Source organism: Vagococcus entomophilus (genome assembly GCF_003987595.1).
Taxonomy (GTDB): Bacteria; Bacillota; Bacilli; order Lactobacillales; family Vagococcaceae; genus Vagococcus_E; species Vagococcus_E entomophilus.
The window spans coordinates 65188-78473 of record NZ_NGJZ01000004.1 but is presented as its reverse complement, the minus strand read 5'-3'; the positions used below and the strand labels follow the sequence as shown (position 1 = coordinate 78473).

Annotated in this window: 17 protein-coding genes and 2 pseudogenes; 18 read left to right on the top strand and 1 reads right to left on the bottom strand. The window is 32.4% G+C overall.

All coding sequences use genetic code 11. From position 1 onward, the window contains the following. Positions 1-527: 527 nt before the first annotated feature. Positions 528-1562, top strand: coding sequence for a hypothetical protein (locus CBF30_RS10790; protein ID WP_126826628.1), 1035 nt, complete (start codon positions 528-530; stop codon positions 1560-1562). Positions 1563-1566: 4 nt separating this feature from the next. Continuing rightward, the gene (locus CBF30_RS10785) at positions 1567-2031 is read left to right on the top strand and encodes a hypothetical protein (protein ID WP_126826625.1); all 465 of its coding nucleotides are present in this window, start codon (positions 1567-1569) and stop codon (positions 2029-2031) included. 422 nt (positions 2032-2453) lie between these two features. Here the strand turns inward: CBF30_RS10785 and CBF30_RS12010 are convergent, their stop codons facing one another. Further along, entirely contained in the window at positions 2454-2594 is a 141-nt protein-coding gene (locus CBF30_RS12010) for a PolC-type DNA polymerase III N-terminal domain-containing protein (RefSeq protein WP_245975071.1), read from the bottom strand. Between the two features lie 493 nt (positions 2595-3087). Here CBF30_RS12010 and CBF30_RS10775 point away from each other — a divergent pair, with 493 nt between their 5' ends. The 16 genes and pseudogenes from CBF30_RS10775 to CBF30_RS10705 all read left to right on the top strand — a co-directional run bounded on the left by CBF30_RS10775 (position 3088) and on the right by CBF30_RS10705 (position 13184). Further along, complete coding sequence (locus tag CBF30_RS10775) at positions 3088-3606, top strand: hypothetical protein (RefSeq protein ID WP_126826622.1); 519 nt, start codon at positions 3088-3090, stop codon at positions 3604-3606. Then, positions 3606-3968 carry a hypothetical protein gene (locus CBF30_RS10770; RefSeq protein WP_126826619.1) on the top strand — a complete coding sequence of 121 codons (363 nt, stop codon included), beginning with the start codon at positions 3606-3608 and terminating at the stop codon, positions 3966-3968. The genes CBF30_RS10775 and CBF30_RS10770 overlap by 1 nt, the downstream gene beginning before the upstream one ends. Positions 3969-4203: 235 nt before the next feature. Next, positions 4204-4410 carry a hypothetical protein gene (locus tag CBF30_RS10765; protein WP_126826616.1) on the top strand — a complete coding sequence of 69 codons (207 nt, stop codon included), beginning with the start codon at positions 4204-4206 and terminating at the stop codon, positions 4408-4410. A gap of 45 nt (positions 4411-4455) precedes the next feature. Continuing rightward, positions 4456-4776, top strand: a complete 321-nt coding sequence (locus tag CBF30_RS10760) for a hypothetical protein (protein WP_148112263.1) — start codon at positions 4456-4458, stop codon at positions 4774-4776. 575 nt (positions 4777-5351) lie between these two features. Beyond that, a complete protein-coding gene (locus CBF30_RS10750) occupies positions 5352-5660 on the top strand; it encodes a TIGR04197 family type VII secretion effector (RefSeq protein ID WP_126826610.1) in 309 nt (102 codons plus the stop codon). After that, positions 5660-6049, top strand: a complete 390-nt coding sequence (locus CBF30_RS10745) for a hypothetical protein (RefSeq protein ID WP_126826607.1) — start codon at positions 5660-5662, stop codon at positions 6047-6049. The genes CBF30_RS10750 and CBF30_RS10745 overlap by 1 nt, the downstream gene beginning before the upstream one ends. Further along, a complete protein-coding gene (locus tag CBF30_RS10740; protein ID WP_126826603.1) occupies positions 6000-7586 on the top strand; it encodes a hypothetical protein in 1587 nt (528 codons plus the stop codon). Before CBF30_RS10745 ends, CBF30_RS10740 begins: the two co-directional genes overlap by 50 nt. A gap of 2 nt (positions 7587-7588) precedes the next feature. Further along, complete coding sequence (locus CBF30_RS10735; protein ID WP_126826598.1) at positions 7589-8152, top strand: hypothetical protein; 564 nt, start codon at positions 7589-7591, stop codon at positions 8150-8152. 100 nt (positions 8153-8252) lie between these two features. After that, positions 8253-8375 (top strand): hypothetical protein, encoded by a 123-nt coding sequence (locus tag CBF30_RS12115; RefSeq protein WP_281273620.1) that lies wholly within the window; start codon positions 8253-8255, stop codon positions 8373-8375. Further along, on the top strand, positions 8372-8614 hold the full coding sequence (locus CBF30_RS10730; RefSeq protein WP_126826595.1) for a hypothetical protein: 243 nt from the start codon (positions 8372-8374) through the stop codon (positions 8612-8614). The genes CBF30_RS12115 and CBF30_RS10730 overlap by 4 nt, the downstream gene beginning before the upstream one ends. A 676-nt stretch (positions 8615-9290) precedes the next feature. Then, entirely contained in the window at positions 9291-9530 is a 240-nt protein-coding gene (locus CBF30_RS10725; RefSeq protein WP_126826592.1) for a hypothetical protein, read from the top strand. Positions 9531-9685: 155 nt separating this feature from the next. Further along, a complete protein-coding gene (locus CBF30_RS10720) occupies positions 9686-10330 on the top strand; it encodes a class I SAM-dependent methyltransferase (RefSeq protein ID WP_126826589.1) in 645 nt (214 codons plus the stop codon). 219 nt (positions 10331-10549) lie between these two features. Next, positions 10550-10688: pseudogene (locus CBF30_RS12005) on the top strand (triacylglycerol lipase); the annotation flags it as partial. Between the two features lie 191 nt (positions 10689-10879). Next, positions 10880-11590: an FAD-dependent thymidylate synthase gene (thyX, locus tag CBF30_RS10715; RefSeq protein ID WP_126826586.1), complete on the top strand. Its 711-nt coding sequence runs from the start codon at positions 10880-10882 to the stop codon at positions 11588-11590. A gap of 67 nt (positions 11591-11657) precedes the next feature. Continuing rightward, positions 11658-11759 (top strand): annotated as a pseudogene (locus CBF30_RS12195) (gamma-glutamyltransferase); the annotation flags it as partial. 573 nt (positions 11760-12332) lie between these two features. After that, positions 12333-13184, top strand: a complete 852-nt coding sequence (locus CBF30_RS10705) for an Nmad3 family putative nucleotide modification protein (RefSeq protein WP_126826582.1) — start codon at positions 12333-12335, stop codon at positions 13182-13184. Positions 13185-13286 lie beyond the last annotated feature (102 nt).

Below are 13286 nucleotides of genomic sequence, written 5' to 3'. Positions count from 1 at the left end.
ATTCAGTTGGAAGGTGTTTTTTTTATGCCTTTGGGTACGACTTTTAAAATATCAGTGGGGACTATTCTTAAATCGAGTGAAATCAAAAAGGTCTCAAGTGTCTCTTCTCGAATTTCTGAGATAAAGTTACGATCAACCTTCATCAACGTAACCATAGAAACGGCATATACGCTAAATCCTAGGGAGGATGTATAAGACGTATGCGACTATAAGAATACCTTATTTTCTTCAAGGTTTGAAGTACATAATCGAGAGTCATTCGTTTTGATACTAACACCAATAAATGATTGGTTACCAAACGGTATAGATTTTGGTATGAAAGTCAGTTTAAAATGGATTTAATAGTTTTAAGACATCAGCATTTTGCTGATTTCTTTTTTTATTTATTTCTTAAATTTAGGAAATTGGTATAATATAATTATCATGTATATTATCGGGGTATTTTTTGTGTGGTAAGTTTAAAAAATTATTTATTTTGATGAAACGTCAGTACAATAGAAAATTGGTTAACGGTGAGGTAAACTTACGTGTATCCAGCTCTTGCGAAAGCAAATGAAGGACTGCAATTACTTGGAGGTGACCCTTCTACTGGAAAAATTGGTGCAGGCTCATGGAATGGACATGGATTTAATAAAGTAGAATCTGATTGGCAGAAACGTGTGAATGATGAGTGGAATAAAGAAGAACTTGAATTCAAGAAAAACCTTATGAATGAGTATGGATTTAGTGAAGAAGAAGCTTCTTTAATCTATAAAATATATCAAAATCTAATGGATGAAAAGGGAGAAAAAGGCAAAAAACTATTTTGGCAATTGTTAGCATCACCAGTGTATAATGGATTTGCATGGAGCTATGTTTCGGGGAGTGTTAATGAAGAAGAAATTCGTAAACTATTAAAATCTTTGGGAATATCTGACAAAGAAGTTAGTAATTTTATTTCTATGATTCAGAATCAAAATGGTATGTCTTCAAGTAGTGCGTTAACAGTAGAAGACTATTATAACTCGCTGAATAAACCTACTGCATGGAAGAACTTAAATCAATCTGAGCGAGATAGAATTTTGAATATGTGGAACAGATATAATAGCAAGACAGACTTCTCTCATTTAGCAGCTATCATTGCATCTTATCAAAATAATTCATTTTTTGAAGATGAGTCTGGCACTATTATTGGTGCTATTTTTGGAATTGAAGGATTAGATGAAAATGCTGGCTATATTGGTGATGCAGTTGGGACTAATGGTGTTGCACCAAGTATGGGTCCTGATGATTATAAAGCTGATTTAGATGCTGTTAATATATTTAATCGATTAAAGAATGATGATATTATTAATGCGATAAATAATTATAATCACGATATTTCTTCTGGTAAAACCAATAGAGCAGAAGAATTTATTAAAAATATAGGTAATGGAGATTATGGTGAGGGAATAGTGAAACTTCAAGGAGATTACAATACATTTATAAATTCACCTAAATATAACAAACTTTCTAAAGAGGAGCAAAAAGTTTTTGCATCCTTTATATTAAACTTAATCAATGGCAATAATGAAATGAGATAAAAATATGAAAAAAAAGAAAATCAAGGTAATATTATGCCTAGTAGTATTGGCAGGAATAATTATATTTGGAATTCATTATAAGGTGTCCCATGTGAGCACGTTGAATTTTGGTCATGTTTCGTTAATTAAATCAGATAGTAAACTTTTATTTAAAAAGAAAATAGAGCCAAAAGTGAAACAAAGAAAAGAAATATATTCTAGAAATATATCTGAGAAAGATATTTCAGAGGATGCTATAGCACAGTATTTTTTATCACTATTGCATGAAGGATACAGTTCTAACACTATAACTTATTCTTATGATAGAAGTACATCTTTTTTAAAGAAAGAATTGAAAAAAGAAAAAAATTTAAGTGTGTATCGGCGAAAAAATTTATCTGGAAATTACTTTAATAGAATCGTTGTAAATATAGTAAAAAAAGATGGAGTATACGAATTTACAATTATTGAGTCCTATCAGATACAGTGATAATAAATTAATTTCAATAGTGCCTTCTAACGTGCAAGTTTTTAATTTGGTTACAGATTTTGGTAACGAGCTTTTAAAATTTAATCCAATTGAATGAAATTCATCTTTTGAAATGATAGTTCAAAATCTCTATTTTAAAGGATTTGGAAATCTGTTCAAGGTTTGGCATAGCCAACCAGGTCTTAAAAAAGCTCGTAAAGCTTCACAATTCTCAAAACGTTAATTGCTGGAGTCGTTACGAATACAGTATGGGACGGAGATTTTTTCAGAAATCGAGTACCAATCAATTAATAATGTCAAGGCACTTTCCAATTCGTTGGAGGGGGTCTTTTTTATACGGATAGGTACGTAAACGGGTACGAGTTTTGCTGTGTACTAGATTTTTCTATTTTCTCCGCACTCGTATTCTACGTTATTTCTTGTTATTTAATTTGTGTCTTGGCTTCTTGTAAACGTTTCTCAAATTTCTGATGAGTGGACAAATCTACAATTTTTGGTGTATTGATATACACTTCGGTTGTCTTTGTATCAGAATGAGTTAAAGCTTGTGAAACCTCTGCCATAGTTGCCTTCTTTTGCTAATGTCGCAAATGTATGTCTTAGCTTATGAGGTGTTGCACCTAAAAAATTAGCAAACATACTAATACCACTGGTAACTATGAAATTTACAGATAACGCCCTCTCCATTTTTGATTCAGGTACAATATAATAAATGGTTCTACACAAAGGGTAATATATTTACCAAATAAATCACTGAATGAATTCAATACGCCAATAAGTAAAATACCATATATTGAATTTGTATAAAAATTATTAGTCCGATACAAACATATATAATTCCTCTAACAATTCCTGATTGAAAAAATTTTTTTGTAGCTGATTCTATTTCTGTGGATGAGGAAACAAATGAAGCGAAAATAACCAATATACGAATGGAAGTTTTAAAAGAAAAGCCCTCGGATACAGGTGGAGAATAAGTTTATTTTAGTATATATGTGATTTTCAAAAAAATGAATTATGGTATAGTTAAACTACTTTTACTTTAAGGAGAAACGAATGAAAAAGAACACATTCATAGCGTTAGCTATAATAATTTTATTAGGTTTAATAATTGGAGGGAAGTGGTACATGGAAAGAGAGAAAGACAAACAAGAGTTAATAGAGATTCAAACTGATTTAGCTAATTATTTGTATGATAATTATATACTATACACTGATGATAAAACTAAAGTAGCTGAAATTGACAAAGAATATAATAAAGGGAAAGGTAATTTGACAGATATAGAATATTTAGAAAAATTAAAATCTGCTCAAATTTATTCTGATATTAAAAAAGTTGAGTTTACAAAATTTTCTATTACACCAATGAATACAGTTAAGGCATATTTTACGATTAATGATATTTATGAGGACGATGTATCTTTAGACACAATTTCTGCAGAAACGAATAATTTGATTTATCACATCGGCGAATATAATGGGGATGGTCCGTATTATTTAGAAAAGAAAAAAGAAAAAACAAATGAAGTAATGCCTGAGAAATCTATCATTTATTATGAAGGTAGGGTTAACTGATGGATCAAAATAGACTGCTTTCAGGAGCTTCATATGATGTGGAATCAGGGCAAGTAAGGAAGAATCAGATAATAGAAGACACTAATCATTTAGTGCTAGATGTCGTAAATACGGATAAAGATATAATAGGAAATGAACAAATCCCCAAAGGTAATAGTATGCAAGCAATGACAACAGCTACAATAAAGAAAGAATATCGGTCCTATGATAGTAAAAAATTACAAAAAGTAGCTGGTTACCCTGAATCAGTAATTAATAAAGATATTACTATCTCTTATGCAGGAACATCAAGTTGGCAAGACGTTAAAACAGATGTTCGAGAAATAGCTCAAAATGACAAGCATGGAGACGGTGCTTGTTAGTCTGCTTTAGATTATGCTAATGTCATTGAACAACGTTATTCTAAAAAAATGGGTACACTATTTCTACCACAGGGCACTCACTAGGTGGCGAAGAAGCTATCTATATTGCTGTTTTAAAAGGATATAATGCCATAATTTATGGTGCTGCTGGATTAGGTTTAACGGATGCACAGATTAAAAATTATAAAGGGGTTATTGTCAATATCTATGATACATCGGATGTGGTAACCAGCGGATGGATGACTGGTGGTCAGAAAAAATACCATTCTTAAGTATAGGCATCGATAATAAAGGGTGGAAGTTATTTGGTCATTCAAGAGATCAGTTCAAAGTAGATAAAAAAGGCAATTATATTAATAGATACGGAGATATCGTAGTTTATTCCGATTTAAATGGTGGTATCTCAATCGAACAAACTCTTTTAGCGCAAAGTATCGTTTAAAATAAGATGCAGATGCGGAGATTAGAACATTATGGTGTAGATAAAATGGGCGGTAAAAAAGAGTTTCAATGCTTAAAAAAAGAAAATAAGAGGCTTCAAACTCAAATTGATAGTTTCACCAAATTGAACGTTTTACGTAAAAAATTTACTGTTAGTGGTGGCGGTTTATCTGGAAATGAACAAATCTATTTAGACGATAGCCAAGCGCTAACCATTCTAAAGCTTCCATCTTCAAAATTTTACATGGCAATGGAGAACGTCGTAAAGCTTCACAGTTTTTTTCAAAACGTTAATTGCGGGAGTCGTTGCGAATTTATTCGCTTACGAATACAGTATGGGATGGAGATTTCTTCAGAAATCGAGTGAAATCAAAAAGGTCTCAAGTGTCTCTTCTCGAATTTCTGAGATAAAGTTACGATCAACCTTCATCAACGTAACCATAGAAACGGCATATACGCTAAATCCTAGGGTATGTATAAGACGTATGCGACTATAAGAATGCCTTATTTTCTTCAAGGTTTGAAGTACATAATCGAGAGTCATTCGTTTTGATACTAACACCAATAAATGATTGGTTACCAAATTGTATAGATTTTGGTATGAAAGTCAGTTTAAAATGGATTTAATAGTTTTAAGGCATCAGCGTTTTGCTGATTTCTTTCTTAAATTTAGGAAATTGGTATAATATAATTATTATGTATATTATCGGGGTATTTTTTGTGTGGTAAGTTTAAAAAATTATTTATTTTGATGAAACGTCAGTACAATAGAAAATTGGTGAACGGTGAGGTAAACGTAAGTGTAGCTGATGTTAGGAAAGTTTTTTTGAAAAAAATCTTAACGAGACAATGAAGGATTCAGAATTGAAAACAGCAATATATAAGGGATTTAATATTAAAAGCCACAGTATTGTTAAATAAAAAAATTTGAGGAGGAAAGTAATGGGCACAATTGAAGTCAATCCAATGGTTGCACAGAATCAAGCAACGAAGATTTGTCAAGCAAGTGATAAACTGTCTATTTCAAAGACTGTGACGTTTTCAGATGACACAACCATTTCAGGAAATAGTGACGCTAAAAGTACCTTTCAATCTTTAACACAGAATACCATGATGGTACAGCAATTATTGAATCGAGATGTAAAAGCCATCCAAAGTGTTATTTCAACCTTTATGCGAACAGATGAGCAAATTAAAAATCAGTTGGAACAATCTCCAGTCAATCAATTTTTAAGTGGAGGAACAATTTGATGAAGTTAGAGGAGATTCGTTTAAAAAGAAAACGGAATGAAGAGGCACAGGATGAACTACTGTTGAACCGAAAAAAATTTGAATACCAGCAAGATGAGATTCAGCAGTCTTATATTCAAGACAGACATAATAAAGAAGCGGTTTTGGAGTACTTTTACGGAGAATCCGAACAATATTTATTTGAAGAAGGGCTTGAAGAAAACAGGAGAAATGAGCGACGCTTTTTAGAAAGCAGCGGTGAGATTATGCATCATTTTTCAAAACGAAAAACAATTTTAGAGGAAGAGAATGAATCACTTTATGAACAAGAACTAAATGAGCTAAGAAAGGAGGATGCACATGGTAAAAATGAATCTGGGGGAAGTTCGCACACAGACTCAACAAATTAAATCTTATTGTCAGTCATTAAGAGAAGGGGCAGAGAACCTCAATACGGTGGCAAGTGCTTTTGGCTTAGAAGTTGGAATTAGTGGGACTACAGGAGATTCGATTAAATCATATTTGTCATCCATGTATCCAACTCTTGCGAAAGCAATGGTGATGCATGCAGACAGTGTGGAAGAAGCGAATCAAGCGTACGTTGATGGATACGTTTCAATGTGCGGTGGAAAGTCTTTAGATTCTGATGAATTACAAAAACAAATTGATCAAAAGAATAATATGATTAAAAGTTTAGAATCTTCTAAAATGAGCCAAGAAACGTGGTATCGAGGAATTGATATTGCGATGCAACAAGCGATACGATATGATTATCAAGAGGGAATCAACAGCCTGAATGATTCCATTTCAACCAATGAAAAAGAACAAGATATCATTCAGAAAAAACTCGATAAATTGATTGCATTTAATGGAAAATCTCCGTCCTACTTTGCTGGAACAGAAGAAAGTAAAAATTTAATGAATGAAGGACTTCAATTACTTGGAGGGGACCCTTCTACTGGAAAAATTGGTGCAGGATCATGGAATGGACATGGATTTAATAAAGTAGAATCCAATTGGCAAAACAGAGTGAATGACGAGTGGGCGAAAGTTGATCCAGAAGCAAGAGAACAGGCAGCTTTGGACAAAGGAATGTCTGAACTACAATTACCGAAAGCAGCACAAGTGTATTATGAAAAAATCATGCGAGAAGCCTTAAAAAATACTCCAATTAACCAGTGGAACAAAGCGATTAATTCGCTAAATGAACTCCTAATATTTGATGATAAGGGTAATCTTTTACGTGTGGAACCGATAAACTTAGGTGCAGGGGATGGCGTAATTGTTAGTAAGAATGGTGTGTATGATGCCAAACTAACGGCGCAAGCGAATAAAGAGTACGATTCTAAGCGACTAGAACAACTAAAAGAAGTGTTACCGCAATTAGTTGCAGGAGTAACAGAAGTTCTATTAGGACTGGGGATTAACGGTTTAGACTTGGCAGGAACTTATTTCTCGGGAGGAACACTGGCATTAGTTGGTGCTAGTCAAGGGGCTGCTGCAATAGGAACAACCACGACGGTAATAGGAGCAGGAACAGTAACTGATGCAATACGTAAAATGGGTGTGACCTCTGGATCAGTTAGCTATAGCTTTGCGAATAATTATGGTAATCGTCAAGATGCTTTATATCCAAATGGAAAGTACGTTTCTAGCCCTAAACATACACCTGAAGGCAAAGGTGGATGGGGATCTGAAATGGACTTGGGATCTGATGAAGCTCAAAAAGTTCTAAATGAATCCAAACAAGTTGGAAATCAAAAATATGGATTAAAAAATGGTCAAATCTATGAATTTCAGCCTGATGGAGCAGGTGGATGGCATGGATATAAAATAAAAGGGACAGAATTGACTGATAAAAAAGGTGGAGCTGATGTGTTGAGAAATTGGTTGAAAGAAGGAAAAATCAGTAATTCTCAATATAATAAATTGAGAAGAGGGAAATAGTTATGGAAAATTTGAGAATAAAACTAAAGATAAAGGATAATCCATATAAAGATGAATCATCAGCCTTGTTAGAACTATGGGGAGAATTTACTCTGCACTATGGCGACGTATCCTTACTTAGTTTAGAGTGGGATGTATCAAGTTTCATAGAATGGTTTGCAGAGAAAAAGGAATATTTAAAAGTAGAATCATTTCCTTTTCCATTTACAAATTCGATAGCAGAATCTAGAGATTTATTATTCGATAAAATGGATGATTTTTCAGATTTACAAGAACAATTTGATTATGAAGACTATCTATCTGATTACTTTGAGAATCATCATTTTCACTTAAGAGGAACGAAAACTCCAGAATTTTATATGGGTTTATCACCTAATGATTGTGGCGAAATATCTTATTATGATGACAGTCAATACAATGTATACTCATTTGATATGGATGAGTTTCTTGGAGAAGCAGATAAAGAAATTAAACAGTTTTTATCTACAGTGACTATAAAAAGAAAAAACAAATCATATTTTGAAGATACATTGGGTAAGTATTATTCTTATATTAAATTAGTTTAATAATTTGTGGAATTATTGAGGATATCATGAATTGAAAGTAGAACTTGTAACTAATTTGAAATTAGATTGGTATTTATTACCATAGACAAGGAGAGATAACATGTCATTTTCAATAGATGTATTAGTAGTAAATCAAGCAGAAAAGCAAAAATATCAGTTAGTAGATGAAATTTTTGCTAGAAAACACTATGAAGAACCCCAGGAGAATATGCTGAAAGGGTGAAAAAAATAGGGAATAGTGAACATTTAGTAAAAAATGACCTAAATAGATTTCAGGATAGCTTAAAAGGAAAATGGTATACATTAGGTGAATTAGAAGATAGTGAGATGGAGTGGTGGCTTTTCGGTGTTATTGATGCAGACTTTGATAAACCGTTACCTGTACCAACACCATGGTTAACTGAAGAGGACCGTGAAGATTTTACGCCATTAATTGTGAAAAAAAGTATCAACATGATTTAGAGACATTATTGGAAGAGATGATAGAACTATCTCCAGTAAAAACACTTATTATACACCCGAGATATCAAAGTGGAGATGCTGAAGTAATACAAGGAGTGTTCCTTTTGGAAAATACATCCAATTAATGAAAGAAGAAAAAATCCCATTTAACGTATACACAATAGTGCAATATTAATTTTTTATTTTGGGGCTGATAAAGCTCCGAAAGTTTTAAATGAGTCTCAACAAATTGGAAAATAAAAATATGTCTATTGAGATAACCAATCATTTTGAAGAAGAAATCACAGGATAAAATTTTTGATAGGAATACATTGGATTTTAATAATAGTGTCTTCTGACGTGCAAGTCTTATTTGGTTACAGATTTTGGTAACGATTTTTAAAATTTAATCCAATTTAATGAAGTTTTTCTTCTTAAATACTAGCATAAAATATTGATTTTAAAGCATTTTGAAATCTATTCAAGGTTTGGCATAGCAAACCAGGTCTTAAAAAAGCTCGTAAAGCTTCACAGTTTTTTTCAAAACGTTAATTGCGGGAGTCGTTGCGAATTTATTCGCTTACGAATACAATATGGGATGGAGATTTCTTCAGAAATAGGAGAATGTAAATGAAAAATATTATAGAGTTTATTGAAGCATGGAAAAAAAATCCAAATAATGTATAGGATGATCATATTGACTTATTTTTACAACAACAAACAAGACTGTTTGTTAGTTATGAGAAAAATGAGACAAGAGCTTAATAATATAGGATTAGATGAAATTGAAATAATGATACGAATCCAATGTGGAGAGTCTAAGAATGTTCAGAAATGGGGAACTCAGTTTTGGAAATTAGTAGATGAAAATGTAACTCCTCCCGAGATTTATATAGGTAAAAATCTGCCAAAATATGAAGAAGGACTAATGAAATAGAAGAATTTCTTAGAACAGGGTACTTTACTTATAAAGACGTGATTATGGGATTAAATGAATTAGTACAGAAATTACCAGAAAACTTTCAAGATACTTTAGTTGATACGGAAATGGTCAAAAGTTAATAAGGAATCAATCGATTTAATGTTTTATTATTGTACGAATGTCAACTTTATTTTGTTGATAAATATATAGTTTTTATAAAAAGCTATATTTTGGAAAGGAGATTTATGGGAGTTACTTACGATATATTATTGCATTATCTTAATAAACAAGCAGAAGCAACTGGAGAAAGTGTTCTTGAAAAAATAGATGTTTATGGTAGAAAAAAAATTGTAGATATCGGCTGTGGAGGCGGATTTTATTCTTTTCAATTTGCACAAATGAATAAATTTAGTGAAGTTTTTGCTTTGGATGTGGATGAAAGACATCTGGAATTTGTAAAAAAACAATCACGTAAAAAGAACATTCCAAATATTTTTCCTATCTTAATCACACCGAATCAGGACGATCTGCCCTTTAAGAAACAGGAGATAGACTTATTTTTCTTAAGAAATGTTTTTCATGATATTCAGAGACCAATAAAATATTTTTCAAATTTAAGCAAGAACCTGACACAGCAAGGAATTGTGGTCATCGTAGAATTTTTGCCAAATACCAAATTTGTCGAAGGAAGAACCGGGCATTGTACAGCAGAAAATGAGATACAACTGATAATGGAAAAAGCAGGGTTTTCTTTGAAAAAGAGTTTCCAATTTTTAAAGCCTAAACAGTCTTTTAATATCTATCAACTTAAATAGGAGAGTAACTATGAATATCATAAAAAATCATAATTATTACAAATTAGTTGATTGTAGTAGGAGAAATTAGAAAAAATACAGAGGAAATCCGGTTAAACAATTAAAAGAAGTGCCTGGATGCCCAGAATCTGTAATAACCAGCAATATAACCATAGCTTATGCCGAGAAAATTAGAATGAAATATTTTGGTCATAATTTTTCAAAAATAGATTATTATTTTATGATACATCAGATATTGTAACAAGTGGTTTATTAACTGGTGGTCAAAAAAATACCATTTTTAAGTATTGGAATAGATAATGCTGGCTGGAGAACAGCAGACCATTCGAGAGATCAATTTAAACTAGACAAAATTGGACTTAGATTTTCTACTAGAGATTTACTAAAAGAACCAGTAGGCTAAAGTTTTTCACGTTTATCCGCCTTACTTTTTTTAGATACCACCTCCATGATCTGCTCTTTTTGACATGATAACTTAAGAACAAGTGTAGAATTAGGTCACTTTCTCATGATAGAATTAGAAAAGAGTAAGCCATCGGGAGGAATAGTATGAAAAAGGATGAAAAGAAAATGATTAATGAGTATGGTTATGTAAGACTTGTAGACGTTATGGGCAGTGATTTGACTATTGTCAATGCGGCTAGAGTTTCTTATGCAAAAGAGTCTTTTGAGTTATCAGAAAAGGATGAGCGATTAATTCGATTTCTAGCTAGTAATGATCATACCTCTCCCTTTCGTCATGCAATGCTTCAATTTGAAATTTATGCGCCTTTGATGGTTGCAAGACAATGGTGGAAGTATATTGTCGGATCTTCTCATCAAGAAGGAACAGGGGATTCTTTAGAAGGATGGAATGAGTCTAGCAGAAGATACGTAACAGAAAAACCAACTTTCTATATCCCAAAACCGGATTGCTGGAGACAAAAACCAGAAAATTCTAAACAAGGAAGCGGAGATTATTTTGACTATCAGACTGGGGAAAGATTGACCGATGAATTAACAGGTTATGTTAATCAGGGCTTAGCCTTATATGATAATGCGATTGAAAATGGTGTTGCCCCAGAGCAAGCTAGATTATTTCTTCCAGCCTATGGCTTATATGTGAGATGGTATTGGACGGCTTCATTACAATCTGTGATGCACTTTATTAATCAGCGAATTGAGCATGATGCACAAAAAGAAATTCAAGACTACGCGAAAATTGTTTATGAATATTGCAAACAAAACTTCCCAATTGCTTCCGAGTATATTAAGGAATAGTATAATAAGAAATTTAGTTAGCAGTTAACATTAGTTTGCTAATGAAACTGGGTATAAAGTCTTCAAAACCGGTGGTAATGTAGTTGATGCAAGTATTGCCATTAGCTTCACTTTAGGATATTGCGAACCCTATTCTTCTGGACTCGGAGGTGGGGGTAGTAAAGGATAAAAATGGGAATATTTGTCCAACGATAAGTTCTCAATAATTAATTGCTGTAGTCATTACGAATACAGTATGGGACGGAGATTTCTTCAGAAATCGAGTACCTGTCAATGAATAATGTCAAGACACTTTCCAATTCGTTGGAGGGTGTCTTTTTTTAGCACGGGGGCCCCAATTTGGTGACAAATTTTAGGGTTTAAATCTTGATTATAAAGACATAAACTATAAAATAGTTTTTCTACAATTTTATTTTTTATTCTTCAGCAAGATGTTTTTCAAACTTTCCACAAAATTCCTTATCTTAAACAGCTTTGTATCAGTGTAGATGTTAGTCGAAAGTCTTATGACAGTATTAAAGGCAAAGGCGGTTCAATTATGGAGTTATTTTTTAGTGATAAAAAAATTCAAACGATGAATAAAGAATAGTCAATTTTCACACGAAAATCTGATGGAAGGGAAAGCTGTAAACATAGCGCTTACTGTACGGGTAGCTATGGGTGCCACGCGTGTTATACTAGTACTACAAATGGAAATAATCCTGAATATATTATATAGATGAAGTGAAGGGGTGAAGGTATAATGAAACTTATTTTAAGTAGAAAAGGTACAGATTCTGCGGCTGGGGGACTGCCTAGTATAATTTTACCCAATAATAAAATCGTAAGTATTCCTATTCCGGGAGATGATGATGAAAAAATTACTTATGATGATGTTTATTATTGTAAAGAAAGTAAAGAAAGTTTAGCGGAACTTATAGCTAAAGTAAGCAAAAACATTCACTATGGGAAGAATAAAAAAATGTTCTCTAAAGAAATAAAGTGCCATTTAGATCCTGATATAAATGTGGATGCATATCTACGATCTGAGAGTTGGAGAGGTAGTTTTGGACAAATTGGAGCAGCTCAAACAGTTTTAACAAATGCACACGTTTCAAAAGGAGATATATTCTTATTTTTTGGTTGGTTTAATAGGACTTACTTTGATAAAGAGGGACAACTGAAATATTGTAAAGGTGATGGTTTCCATATGATTTATGGATGGCTGGAAGTTGAAAGAAAGATTTATACTAAAAACGATCCAATTCCTGATTGGCTGGAGTATCACCCTCATATGAATAATAATAAGAGAGATAATGCCAATAATTGTATTTATATAGGAACTGAAAATTTAACAATAGATAATAAAATTAAAGGGTACGGAGTATTTGAAAAATATGATGATTCGCTGGTGTTAACTAAAAATGGTATGTCAAGAAGTAAGTGGGATTTACCGGATATATTCCAGAATAAAACAATAACTTACCACAATGAAAACTCTTGGAAAACTGATTATTTTCAATCTGCTTTTAGAGGTCAAGAGTTTGTATGTCAGGAGAATGTAGAAATCAGTAACTGGGTAAAAGAGATGATAAAAAGCAATGTTAATCAATGAAATTGCTTTTACCCAAAGCTCGATATACTTAATTCTCTAGATTTTGTTATGGAAGACAGGTTTAAATGAATTTAATAGTTTTAGGTATTAATGGTGTCTATG

Excerpts from the sequence above, each read along its gene's own strand:
- CBF30_RS10785 (WP_126826625.1), top strand. The coding sequence starts at position 1,567 with ATGAAAAAAAAGAAAATCAAGGTAATATTATGCCTAGTAGTATTGGCA.
- CBF30_RS12010 (WP_245975071.1), bottom strand. The coding sequence starts at position 2,594 with ATGGCAGAGGTTTCACAAGCTTTAACTCATTCTGATACAAAGACAACC.
- CBF30_RS10775 (WP_126826622.1), top strand. The coding sequence starts at position 3,088 with ATGAAAAAGAACACATTCATAGCGTTAGCTATAATAATTTTATTAGGT.
- CBF30_RS10770 (WP_126826619.1), top strand. The coding sequence starts at position 3,606 with ATGGATCAAAATAGACTGCTTTCAGGAGCTTCATATGATGTGGAATCA.
- CBF30_RS10765 (WP_126826616.1), top strand. The coding sequence starts at position 4,204 with ATGGATGACTGGTGGTCAGAAAAAATACCATTCTTAAGTATAGGCATC.
- CBF30_RS10760 (WP_148112263.1), top strand. The coding sequence starts at position 4,456 with ATGGGCGGTAAAAAAGAGTTTCAATGCTTAAAAAAAGAAAATAAGAGG.
- CBF30_RS10750 (WP_126826610.1), top strand. The coding sequence starts at position 5,352 with ATGGGCACAATTGAAGTCAATCCAATGGTTGCACAGAATCAAGCAACG.
- CBF30_RS10745 (WP_126826607.1), top strand. The coding sequence starts at position 5,660 with ATGAAGTTAGAGGAGATTCGTTTAAAAAGAAAACGGAATGAAGAGGCA.
- CBF30_RS10740 (WP_126826603.1), top strand. The coding sequence starts at position 6,000 with ATGGTAAAAATGAATCTGGGGGAAGTTCGCACACAGACTCAACAAATT.
- CBF30_RS10735 (WP_126826598.1), top strand. The coding sequence starts at position 7,589 with ATGGAAAATTTGAGAATAAAACTAAAGATAAAGGATAATCCATATAAA.
- CBF30_RS12115 (WP_281273620.1), top strand. The coding sequence starts at position 8,253 with ATGTCATTTTCAATAGATGTATTAGTAGTAAATCAAGCAGAAAAGCAA.
- thyX (WP_126826586.1), top strand. The coding sequence starts at position 10,880 with ATGAAAAAGGATGAAAAGAAAATGATTAATGAGTATGGTTATGTAAGA.
- CBF30_RS10705 (WP_126826582.1), top strand. The coding sequence starts at position 12,333 with ATGAAACTTATTTTAAGTAGAAAAGGTACAGATTCTGCGGCTGGGGGA.